This window comes from Winogradskyella vidalii (assembly GCF_013403955.1).
Taxonomy (GTDB): domain Bacteria; phylum Bacteroidota; class Bacteroidia; order Flavobacteriales; family Flavobacteriaceae; genus Winogradskyella; species Winogradskyella vidalii.
Genome location: NZ_JABFDG010000029.1, coordinates 1 through 2,715 on the forward strand (window position 1 = coordinate 1; position 2,715 = coordinate 2,715).

2 protein-coding genes are annotated in these 2,715 nt (G+C 34.4%); both read right to left on the reverse strand.

The features are described from left to right. Positions 1-2,078, reverse strand: a 2,078-nt coding sequence (locus HM982_RS18275; protein ID WP_246296960.1) for a choice-of-anchor L domain-containing protein, incomplete at its 3' end; no start/stop codon positions are given. Positions 2,079-2,289: 211 nt separating this feature from the next. Then, complete coding sequence (locus HM982_RS18715) at positions 2,290-2,520, reverse strand: hypothetical protein (RefSeq protein ID WP_394354368.1); 231 nt, start codon at positions 2,518-2,520, stop codon at positions 2,290-2,292. Positions 2,521-2,715: the final 195 nt, after the last annotated feature.

The following is a 2,715-nucleotide window of genomic DNA, read 5'->3' on the forward strand; positions in this document are numbered from 1 at the left end:
AAGGCTGTTTGCACGCTTAAATCAAACTCCGCTAGGCCATCGTTGCTCTGGTCATCGCATTGTGATAAATCGGGTGCTGAAGAAATACTTGGTTCTCCATCTGCAATTAATGTAAAAGCGACTGTATCAATACATGTTTGAGTGGTATCGGCCAAACGTGCCCAAATTGTTTGTGGGTTAGAAATATTGGTATATGGACTTGTTAATTCACCCACATTATCAATCGCATCTTGTTCCGTGAGGTGGTAACTGACCATAAAATCTGTTGGGTCTTGCTCACCAATAATATCGTCATCATTTTGCGTTAAGTCAAATTCTTCAGTACCTGTTCCACTACAAATAGATAAGTTTGGTGCTGCATTTGCTGTTGGGCTATTTCTAAATTCTATTAGTATAGGATCTGAAGACCCTACACATACACTTTCAAAATCAAAATCCGCATAATAGACACCAGGTTCTGTAACAACTAATGTATAAGAAACTTCTCCTGGTATTTCAACACCATCTTTATACCAAACATGTGAGGCTAATTCAAGACCCGTATCTAGGGTGATTTCAGTACCATCACACTCTGCAGTACCTGCTTCAATAGTAATATCATCTCCTAAATTTCCACCTAAATTAAAACTACCAGCTTCAATAAAAACACCCGAATCATAGGTGTTATCTCTATCATCGGCAACAACTAATTTTATAGTATAAGTTTCACCTGGAATAACATCAGCTTGCGCTGTAAAAACAGCAGTTCTGCCATCAAAAGATATTGGTGGTCCATTGCTAGGCGTATAAGCCCCAAAATATTCTTCATTAATACCTCCACACGAAGCCCCATTGTCGGGGTGAATATTGGTTACTAGAATCGGAGTATTGGTTCCTGGTAAAACTGCTAAATTGGTAACATTACCACTTGAATCTGTTAATAGAAATGCAAACGCATCTGAAAAAGAACATTCAAACGTTCCCATATCATACTCTTCTGAGGCCATTAAAAAATCAAAACTAATACTATCAGCTAGTGGTACAAAATCAAATTGGATATAAGACGCATTATTAGAATCAATACCAACGGCATCATCTAAATCATCATCACCAGGCCAAGCACTACTTCCGGCACCTAAAAATGTATTTGGACCTCCAGCATCACCAGCGTCTCCACTAGTAAGCAATATGCCATCTTCAAAAGGAAAATCAATACCATTGCTAAAAAAATAACCGATACCATTAGGGTCACTACCACTATGATTTATCCCTGTTGAAGAAATTACATTGGAAACAGAAGCACAAGGGCTGTCTACCAATACATCTTCAACTAATTCTTCGACTGTAAAAGCATCTAGTTCGACAACCACATTAGGCCCGAGAACAAAAACAGTAATTTCAATAACATCTGTACAAACCTGAGGATTATTGTCTGTAACAGTTAATGCCACGGTATAAGTTCCTGCAGTGGTAAATATATTAGTAACATCGGTTCCCGTTGCTACATTACCATCTCCAAAATCCCAGCTGTAAGTTGCATCTGTGTCATCAACTGAAAAACTAGCACTGGCAGAAAAATCAATTGAATCACCTGGTAATATTCCAATAACACCTGAGCCATTAGCTTCTGGAGTTGTACTATCAATTGAAGCTACAATATCTTGACACGGCGTAGCACAAAAAATATCTGCTTCCCAACCGTCACTAATACCACTATCATTTGAAATAAATTCAACAGTTAAACATCCTGAAGTATTAGTATCGGAGGCACTAACAGTAAAAGCACCTTCTGGACCAACATAAGTTCCTAATAATGGTGCAGATGTATCATCGCCATCATAAATATTCATTATATCTTGGTTAGGACCTGTTTGAGTAACAAAATAGGTGAAATCAAGAATAATAAATTCATCGCTATTCTGTGGACAAATAGTAGTTACAAAATTTTGGTCAATACTGTAGGGACCAAACTCACCACCTGAGTCATAGAACTTATCTGGAGCACACCTATTAAATGTACCATTTTGCATTGATAAATCTTGAGAAAAACTTATCGTACTTATTAAAATAAATATTATTGAAATTGTAATTTTTACCATAAGTTTCTTTTGAATAAACAGTCTTTTCTATTAAAAAAGGCTTAACTTAATCTATTTTTAAGCAGGGAATTTAACCATTTCATATGGAATCAGCACAAAAATTTGAATGAGATATACTTTTTATCAGTTTAAGTGCAAATAAATTTACGGAATGGCATGTTGTAACTCAATATCATTTATATTATATCAATACAACAATCTAGAATTAGAATTAAATAATTTTTTTTATTATTCTGCGTTTATTCTTAAGTGAGAAATCGCTGCTTTTTTTCGATTTTCTATTCAAAAAAAAATCTATTCTCTCTCTTATTTTCTTCTTACTTCCGTGGGTAAGTAGATCATTTTCCTTACAATATTCGATCAATTCAAATTTTGAACAATTGTAAAAATCGCTCTTAGAATTAAGTTCTTTTTTACAAGTCCGTTGTGAATTATGAAACATAACTATTAATTTTTAAGACTAAAACAAACCATACCTTGAATTACATTTCTTTGTTTATAAAACAAAATAATGAGTCGTTAGTAAATATTAGAAATTAGAAACTCTAACTCATTTGGTTTCTTCTACAATAAGAAATTCAGAGCGTCTATTTTCAGCATGTTGATCTCTAGTACAACCTGCAGAACAATCTATTAA

Bases quoted from the DNA above. Each gene is read 5' to 3' on its own strand.
- HM982_RS18715 (WP_394354368.1), bottom strand. From the start codon at position 2,520: ATGTTTCATAATTCACAACGGACTTGTAAAAAAGAACTTAATTCTAAG.